The 8,812-nt window shown below is 71.9% G+C and carries 2 protein-coding genes; both read right to left on the reverse strand.

The window, feature by feature from the left end; genetic code table 11:
- Positions 1-1,420: condensation domain-containing protein (locus NP777_RS46225; protein ID WP_256656212.1), on the reverse strand; the 1,420-nt coding region annotated here is incomplete at its 3' end.
- On the reverse strand, positions 1,417-8,812 hold a 7,396-nt coding region (locus NP777_RS46230; protein ID WP_449343567.1), incomplete at its 5' end, for an amino acid adenylation domain-containing protein. The genes NP777_RS46230 and NP777_RS46225, both read right to left, overlap by 4 nt.

Here is an 8,812-nt window from a genome sequence, read left to right on the forward strand (position 1 = left end):
ACCGAACCACCCGCTCCTCGAACAACTCCACCACCGACCGACCCGGCACCTCACACACCGTGTCATTCCAACCCCACAACACCGACCGCGCCTCAACCTCGTCCAGCACGTCGATCCGGCCGACGGGCAGCTCGGGGTCGGCGACGAGGGAGTGCAGGACCCGTACGAAGCGGTCCAGGAACCGCTGGGCAGCGGTCTCGTCGAAGACGTCGGGCCGGTAGTTCAGCCTGAACAGCATGGTGTCGCGCGCGGAGCCGACCAGCATCAGCGGGTAGTGGGTGGCTTCGCGGTCCTTGCTGGGGACGAGTTGGACGGCGGCGGCGATGCCCTCGTCGGCGGTGGTGGCGCGGTCGACGGGATAGTTCTGGAACACCATGGAGGTGTCGAAGAGCTCGCCGTGGCCCACGGCGCGCTGGATCTCGGCGAGTTCCAGGTGCTGGTGCGGGGTGAGCCGGGTCTGCTCGGACTGGACGCGGGTGAGGAGTTCGGCGAACGGCTCGGCGGCTCGCAGCCGTATCCGGGTGGGCAGGGTGTTGATGAACAGGCCCACCATCCGTTCGACGCCGTCGATCTGCGGCGGGCGTCCGGAGACGGTGGTGCCGAAGACGATGTCGTCGCGTCCGGTGTGCCGCCCGAGGGCGATCGCCCAGGCGGTCTGCACGACGGTGTTGAGGGTGACGCCGCTGCTCCGGGCGATCTCGGTGAGGGCGGCGGTGCCGGACCGGGAGAAGGAGGCGAGGACCTCGGCGGAGGCGACCGTGGTTCGGCCGACGCCGGGTGCCACCGGGCTGGGCTCGGCGAGGTCGGCGAACGCCTCGCGCCAAGCGGCGCGGGCCGCCTCACGGTCCTGTGCCGCCAGCCAGGTGAGGTAGTCGCGGTAGGGGCGTACGCGGGGCATGGCGCTGTCGTCGCCGTGGGCGTCGTACAGCGCGCACAGTTCACCCATGAGGACGGGCAGCGACCAGCCGTCCAGCACCAGGTGGTGGTTGGTCAGCACCAGGCGGTGGAGCGAGGCGCCCAGCCGGATGAGGGTGAATCGCAGCAGCGGGGGCCGGGTCACGTCGATCCGTGTGCTCCGGTCGACGACCATGGCCTCGGCCGCGGCCGCGGGCCGCTCGTCCTCGGGCAGCGCGGTCAGGTCGGTCTCGGTCCAGGGCAGCGGCACGGTGCGCATCACCACCTGCGCCCAGTCGCCGTTCTTGCGCTGCCGGAAGGCGGCACGCAGGGTGGCGTGGCGGGCCAGGAGGGCTTCGGCGGCGGTGCGCAGGGTGGCCGTGTCCAGCGGGCCCTCGATGTCGAAGGCCGCCTGGACGACGTAGGGGTCGAGTTCGCCCTGGTCGTAAACGCTGTGGAAGAGCAGGCCCTCGTGGAGCGGGGCCAGCGGCAGGATGTCCTCGATCTTCCGCGGGGTGCGACTCACTTTCGGGCCTCTTCTTCGTCTTCAGGAGCGTGTACGTCGTCGTATGCGGCCGGCTCTTCGTCGTCCGGCATGTCGTCGAACAGGTCGCCGAGTTCGTCCTCGAACGCCTCGATCTCGTCCTGGGTGATCGAGGAGAGGGAGACATCGGAAGGGGTGAGCCCTCCGGATTCGGGGTTCTCGGCGTGGGCCACGAGGGCTTCCAGCGCCCGGAACCACAGATCGGCCAGTTCGCGGACCTCGTCCTCGTCGAGGATTCCGGGGGCCCAGGTCCAAGACGCGACGAACTGCGATCCCTGGGGGCCGTCATGGGTGCGGGCGGTGAGCTCCAGGGCGTGGGCGAGCGGCAGGTGCGGCGGGTCGCCGGCGACGCTGTCGATGCCGAGGAGCGGGGTCCAGTCGGCGTCCTGGCCGGCCGCTGTGGTGGAGAAGCGGCCCAGGTAGTTGAAGGCGATCTGAGGGTCCGTCAGTCCGGCGAACCCCTCGGCCGTGCCGGGGTTGAGGTAACGGACGAGGCCGTAGCCCATGCCCTTGTCGGGCACGGCCCTGAGCTGTTCCTTGATCCGTTTGAGGATGTCTCCCGCGCTTCGACCGCCCGCGAACGCCTCGGCGAGGTCGGTGGCGCCCGTCTCCAGTCGCACGGGGTAGAGGTTGGTGAACCAACCCACCGTGCGTGACAGGTCGGCGCCCCGGACGAGGTGCTCCTCGCGGCCGTGCCCCTCCAGGTCGAGCAGGAGGCCGGTCTCCCCGCGCCACTGTTCCCAGGCCACGGTGAACGCGGTCAGCAGGACGTCATTGACCTCCGCGTTGAACGCGGCGGGCACTCGGGTCAGCACGGCCTCGGTGACGCTCACCGGAAGGGTGAGGCTGATGTGTTCGGCGGCCGCGGTGGTGTCCCGGGCGGGGTCCAGCGCACGCCGCCCGAGGCCGCGGTCCTCCCTCCGCAGTGTCTCCTGCCACCAGGCCGCGTCGGCGACCCAGGCCGGTTCGGCCGCTTCCTCGGTCAGCCGCTGGGCCCAGCGGCGCAGCGAGGTTCCCGTGGGCTGGAGTTCGGGCGTGCGGCCGGCGGCGATGGCCTCGTGCGCCTCCGCGAGGTCGGGCACCAGGATGCGCCAGGACACCCCGTCGACGACCAGGTGGTGGACGAGGAACAGCAGCAGGCCCGGCGTGTCCGCGCCACGGTCGAACCACACGACCTGTACGACGGTGCCGCGGTCCAGGTCGAGCCGGTCCCTGGCGCTCTCGCTCTCGGCCCGTACCAGGGCGTTGAGTGCGGGTTCGTCGAGGGGCCGGCCCCCGTGTCCGGTGGCCCGCACATGGCGCACCAGGGGCGCGGCGTCGACCGTGCCGGGCGCCCGTGTCTCCAGTCGGCGTTCGGGGCCGGCGGTGAGCCGGGCCCGTAGGGCGTCGTGGTGGTCGAGGAGCGTCTGGAGGGCCCGGGTGAGTGTGTCGGGGCGCAGCGCCGCGGGGGTCTGGAGGACGACGGACATGTTGAACCCGTCCAGGTCCGCGCCGCGTCGCAGCAGCCAGTGCGCGATCGGGGTGAGGGGCACCTCGCCGACACCGGCGCCCGGCTCCTCGGCGACGGTCCCCGCCACCTCCGTGACGACGTCGGCGAGCGCGGCGACCGTGCGGTGCTCGAAGATGTCGCGGACCGCGAGTTCGAGTCCGGCCCGCCGGGCGCGGCCGACGAGCTGGATGGACATGATGCTGTCGCCGCCGAGGTCGAAGAAGCCGTCGTCGATGCCGACCCCGTCCAGCCCCAGCACGTCGGCGAAGAGCCCGCACAGCGTCTTCTCCCGCTCGGTGCGCGGCCCTCGGCCCGTGCCGTCGCGGTCCGCGACGGGGGCGGGAAGCGCACGCCGGTCGAGCTTCCCGTTGGCGGTGAGGGGCAGTTCGGGCAGGACCGTCACGGCCGACGGGACCATGTAGTGCGGCAGGTTCCGTTCGAGGTGGGTACGCAGGGTGGGGACGAGGTCGGCCTCGTCGTGGGCGCCTTCCGGTACGACGTAGGCGACCAGCCGGGTCGCCCCGGGGGTGTCCTCGCGGGTGACGACGACCGCCGTGTCGACGTCCGGATGGTCGCCGAGTACGGCTTCGACCTCGCCGGGTTCGACGCGGAAACCGCCGATCTTCACCTGGTCGTCGACGCGCCCCAGGAACTCCAGTTGCCCGAGGCGGTTCCAGCACACGATGTCGCCGGTCCGGTACATACGGGAGCCGGGGGCCCCGAACGGGGCGGCGACGAAGCGTTCCGCGGTGCGACCGGGCCGGTGCAGGTAGCCGCGGGCCAGCTGGGCGCCGCCGATGTAGAGCTCCCCGCGCACACCGGGCGGCACCGGCCGCAGATGTGCGTCGAGCACATGGACCTGGGCGTTCCACAGCGGCTGGCCGATGGACGCGGACGACGGCCACTCGTCGGCGTCCTCGGGGAGCGTGGTGGACGTGGCGGCGTGGGTCTCGGCCGGTCCGTAGATATTGTGCGCCATGTGGCGCCAGTCGCCCGCGCAGAACCGGCGCAGCTCGCCGCTGAGCCGGAACTGTTCGCCGCCCTGGAAGATGTCGGTGAGCGAGTCCAGCGGTTCGCCGCGGTCCTCGGCGGCCGCGAGCACCGCGTCGATCATCAAAGTGGGCGCGAACAGCTCATTGACGCCGTGGCGGGAGATCCAGCGGACCAGTTCGTAGGCGTCGCGCCGGACGTGTTCCTCGGGCAGGACGAGAGTTTTGCCCGCCACCAGCGCTTGGAGGATCTCCTGTACCGCGAAGTCGAAGGCGACGGCGAGGAACTGGGCGGTGCGGGTGCCGACGCCGCCGCTGTAGGTGCCGGTGTGCCAGGCGAGCAGGTTCATCAGCGACGCCATGGGCATCACCACACCCTTGGGGGTCCCGGTGGAGCCCGAGGTGTAGACGACGTACGCCGGGTGGCGCGGGTCGAGCGGGCGTACCCGGTCGCCGTCCGTGAGATCGGCGGCCGGGGCGTCGGCGAGCGCCCGTACGGTGTCCGGGTCGTCCAGGACGAGGCGGTGGGCCGGGCCGGTGCCCAGGAGGGGGCGGGTGGCCACGTCGGTGATCAGGGCGCGGGGCGCACAGTCGTCGAGAATGGCACGCAGCCGCTGCTCGGGGGCCGAGGTGTCGAGCGTGAGGTAGGCGGCGCCCGTCTTGAGGACGGCGACCAGGGAGACGATCATCTCCGCCGACCGGGGCAGGGCGATCGCCACGGTGTCCTCCGCCCCGATGCCCTCGGCGGCCATGAGCCGGGCCAGCCGATTGGCCCGGGCGTTGAGTTCCTCGTAGGAGAGGGTGGCGCCCTCGGAGATCAGCGCGGTGGCGCTGGGCACCTCGGCGGTCTGCCGCTCGAACAGTACGGGCACGGTCTGCGGCGGCACCTCGTGCGCGGTTCCGTTCCAGTCCCGCAGGATGTGGCGGGCTTCGGCGGGCGTCAGAATGTCGAGCTGCCCGATCGTACGGTCCGGGTCGGCCGCGACGCCTTCGAGTACCCGCAGCAGACGATCGGCGAAGCCGGTGGCGGTCTCCCGGTCGAAGAGGTCGGCGTTGTACTCGACCGCGGCGTGCATGCCGGTCGGCTCGCCCGCGGGCCCGTAGGTCTGGTCGAAGAAGAACGCGAGGTCGAACTTGGCGCGACCGGTCTCCGGGGCCCGTACGTCCATGGTCAGGCCCGGCAGCCTCAGCACTTCGAGGGCGTCCTGGTTGTTGTCGAAGCCCAGCAGCACCTGGAACAGGGGGTGGCGGGCGAGCGAGCGTACGGGGCTCAGCACCTCGACGAGCCGTTCGAAGGGCAGGTCCTGATGCGCGTAGGCGCCGAGGTTCGTCTCGCGGACCCGGCCGACGAGTTCGGTGAAGGCGGGGTTGCCGGAGGTGTCGGTGCGCAGCACCAGCGTATTGACGAAGAACCCGACCAGGTCCTCCACGGCGGCGTCGGTGCGCCCCGCGATGGGGCTGCCGATCGGCACGTCCGTACCGGCCCCGAGGCGGGTCAGCAGCGTCGCCAGGGCGGCCTGCACCACCATGAACAGGCTCGACCGCGTGTCGCGCGCCAGGTGGGCGAGGCCCGCGTGAAGCTCCGCGGGAACCTCGAAGGTGATGCGTCCGCCCTGGTGGGACTGGCGCGGTGGCCGGGGCCGGTCGGCGGGCAGCTCCAGCTCTTCCGGGAGACCCGCGAGTGCCCGCTTCCAGTGGGCGAGTTGGCGTGAGATCTCGCTGTCCGGGTCGGACTCGGCACCGAGCACCTCACGCTGCCACAGGGTGTAGTCGGCGTACTGCACCGGCAGCGGCTGCCACTTTGGGGCCTCGCCCGTTTCGACGCGCGCCGTGTACGCAGACGACAGATCGCGGGCCAGCGGACCGAGCGACCAGCCGTCGCCCGCGATGTGGTGGAGCACCAGGACGAGGACGCACTCCCCGGTGTCCGTGGTGAACAGCCGGCCACGGACGGGAAGTTCGCGGGTGAGGTCGAACGGGTGGGAGGCCGCGGCCCGCACCCTTTCGTCCAGTTCCTCGGGGGTGACCATCTCCTCGATCAGCTCCGGTCGCGCCTGCTGGGCGGGCAGGATGACCTGCCGCGCGCCGGCCCCTTCCGCCGTCTCCTGCGCGAACAGCGTGCGCAGACTCTCGTGGCGTGCGACGACGTCGCCGATGGCCAGGCGCAGCGCGGTGCGGTCAAGTGCGCCGACGAGCCGCAGGGTGACCGGGATGTTGTAGGTGGCGCTGGGGCCCTCCAGGTTGTGCAGGAACCACAGCCGCTGCTGAGCGTACGAGAGCGGTACGCGCGGCGGGCGCGGGGCGGGGGTCACGGGAGGCCGGGCGCCGGACGCCTCGTCGAGCACCGCGGACAGACCGGCGACGGTCGGGTTCTCGAAGAGCCGGCGGATGGAGATCTCCGCGCCGAGCACCGAGCGCACGCGGCTGAGCAGCCGTACGGCGGACAGGGAGTGGCCGCCGCGGGCGAAGAAGTCTTCGTCGATGCCCACGGAGGGGACGCCCAGCATCTCCGCGAAGAGGGTGCACAGGATCTGTTCGCGCGGGCTGCGCGGCGCACGGGACGGCTCGGTCCGCCGGTCGGGGGTGGTGACCTCGCCCGGACACTCGGCGGGGGTCTCGACCAGCCGCAGCTCCCCGTCGTGCGACCAGCGGGCCAGCCGGCCGGTGCGGTGCATCGCGCTGCCGTGGTCGAAGGGACACGGGAGCGGCCGCCCGGCGTCGGTGCCATCGGCGCCGTCCCGGCCGGCCGGGGCCGGGTCGTCATGCGCCACGTACAGCTGCCCGGGGACACCGGGAGCCACCGGGCGGAGCGCCTCGTCCAGCACGTAGACCCGGGTACCGCTGACCGCGTCCGGCAGCTCCAGGCGCGACAGCACGGCGGCCACGTCCGGGCGCCGGGTGTCGCTCCACTCCTCGAGGACGGCCATCCGCTCGGCCGCGTCGAGTATCCCGGCCTCGGAGACCCGCCGGTCCGGTTCCCGGGCCATGGCGGCCAGCAGCCGCAGGTAGCGTTCGCGGAGCGAGCGGGCCGTGCGGGAGTCGAAGAGTTCGGCGCTGAACTCCAGGTCGGCGGCGATGCCGACGGGCCGCCCCGCATCGTCGAACCGCTCGGTCAGCTCGAAGTTGAGGTCGAACTTGGTGTCCTCGATCGGCAGCCGCTGCAGTTCCACCGCGAGCCGCGGCAGCCGGGCGACCTCGGCGACCGTGGCCCGGGGGTCGGTGTGGTGCAGGGACAGCGACACCTGGAAGAGCGGGTGCCGGGAGAGCGAGCGCTCCGGGTTGAGCACCTCCACCAGCCGCTCGAACGGCAGGTCCTGATGAGCGTACGCCGCCAGGCTCCGCTCCCGGACCCGATCGATCAGCTCGTTGAACGTCGGGTCGCCCGAGGTGTCCGTGCGCAGCACCAGCGTATTGGCGAAGAACCCGACCAGTTCCTCCACAGCGGTGTCGGTGCGGCCGGCGATCGGTGTGCCGATGGGGATGTCGGTGCCCGCGCCGAGCCGGGTCAGCAGCGCCGCGAGCCCGGCCTGCAACACCATGAACAGACTGGAGCGGGTCGTGCGGGCCAGTCCGTACAGCGCCTGATGGAGTTCGGCGGGGATACGGAAGCAGTCCTGGCCGCCGCGCTGCGTCAGCTCGTCGGTGCGCGCCCGGTCGGCGGGCAGCGCGAGTTCGTCCGGGATGCCCGCCAGCGCGGTGGTCCAGTAGGCGAGCTGGCGGGAGAGCTCGCTGTCGGGGTCGTCCTCCCGGCCCAGGACCGCCCGCTGCCAGAGGCTGTAGTCCGCGTACTGCACCGGCAGCGGTTGCCACCGCGGGGCCTCGCCCGTTTCGACGCGCGCCGTGTACGCCGTCGCCACGTCACGCGCCAGGGGCCGCATCGACCAGCCGTCACCCGCGATGTGGTGCAGGAGCAGCAGGAGTACGTGCGCGTCCGGTCCCAGTTCGAACAGCGTGACCCGCAGCGGTGGTTCATGGGCCAGATCGAAGACGTGCCTGGCCTCGGCGGTCAGCTCTGCCTCAAGTCGGTCCTCGTCCACCGTCCGCACGCCGAGATCGATCGCGGCGTGGCGCGGTTCCAGGACGACCTGGGTGAAGCCCTCTTCGTCCTCGGCGAAGACGGTGCGCAGGCTCTCATGGCGTGCCACCACATCGCCCAGGGCCAGGCGCAGCGCCTCCCGGTCCAGTGGTCCGGTCAGCCGCAGCGCGCCGGGCGCGTTGTAGGCGGTGTTTCCGTCTCCCAGCAGGTCCAGGAAGCGGAGGCGGGCTTGCGCGTACGACACGGGGACGCGGGACGGGCGCGCGGTCGCGGTGAGGGCGGGGCGGGCGGTGGAGGTGGCGAGGGACGTCCGGTCCAGGGCGGTGGAGATGCCCGCGACGGTGGGCGTCTCGAAGAGCTGCCGGATGGGCAGTTCCGCGTCCATGACACTACGGATCCTGCTGACCAGCCTCGTCGCCAGCAGGGAGTGGCCACCGAGACGGAAGAAGTCGTCATCGATGGTGACCGACTCCACGCCCAGCACCTCCGCGAACAGACCGCACAGGATCTCCTCGCGCGGCGAACGCGGGGCACGGCCTCCCGTATCCTCCGGCCCGTAGTCGGGCGCGGGCAGCGCACGCCGGTCCAGCTTCCCGTTCGTCGTCAACGGAAGCTCGGTGAGGGTGACGAACGCCGACGGCACCATGTAATCCGGCAGCAACCCGTCGGCGTGCTCCCGCAACCCCGACTCGGAAACCGTGGCATCCGCCACCACATAGGCCACCAGCCGCTGATCCCCGACCCGGTCCTCCCGCACCACCACCGCCGCCTGGGCGACGCCGGGGTGACCACTGATGACGGCCTGGATCTCACCCAGCTCGATACGGAAACCCCGCACCTTGACCTGATCATCGACCCGG

The organism is Streptomyces rugosispiralis, assembly GCF_024505145.1.
GTDB lineage: Bacteria > Actinomycetota > Actinomycetes > Streptomycetales > Streptomycetaceae > Streptomyces > Streptomyces rugosispiralis.